The 335-nt window shown below is 53.1% G+C and carries 3 tRNA genes; all 3 read right to left on the minus strand.

Features of this window, described 5'->3' with window-relative positions:
* Positions 1-2: 2 nt before the first annotated feature.
* Positions 3-76: transfer RNA gene (locus AACR75_RS02185), tRNA-Arg, on the minus strand.
* Positions 77-142: 66 nt separating this feature from the next.
* Positions 143-219, minus strand: a tRNA-Arg gene (locus AACR75_RS02190).
* 36 nt (positions 220-255) lie between these two features.
* Positions 256-332, minus strand: a tRNA-Arg gene (locus AACR75_RS02195).
* Between the last annotated feature and the right edge of the window lie 3 nt (positions 333-335).

Genomic DNA, 335 nt, shown 5'->3' on the forward strand with positions numbered 1-335 from the left:
GGCGCGCTCAGGAGGATTCGAACCTCCGACCGCCTGGTTCGTAGCCAGGTACTCTATCCAGCTGAGCTATGAGCGCGCAAAGTTTTGATATTAATCAGCGATAATCGCTAACAGTATCAGGTGCAATGACCCTATGAATAAGTGGCGCGTCCTGGAGGATTCGAACCTCCGACCGCCTGGTTCGTAGCCAGGTACTCTATCCAGCTGAGCTAAGGACGCGCAGAGTTAATGACAGTATCACTAACTTTAAATAAGTGGCGCGCTCAGGAGGATTCGAACCTCCGACCGCCTGGTTCGTAGCCAGGTACTCTATCCAGCTGAGCTATGAGCGCGCA

Origin of the sequence: Vibrio sp. ZOR0018 (assembly GCF_963865925.1) — a bacterium.
In the GTDB taxonomy this organism is placed as follows: Bacteria; Pseudomonadota; Gammaproteobacteria; order Enterobacterales; family Vibrionaceae; genus Vibrio; species Vibrio anguillarum.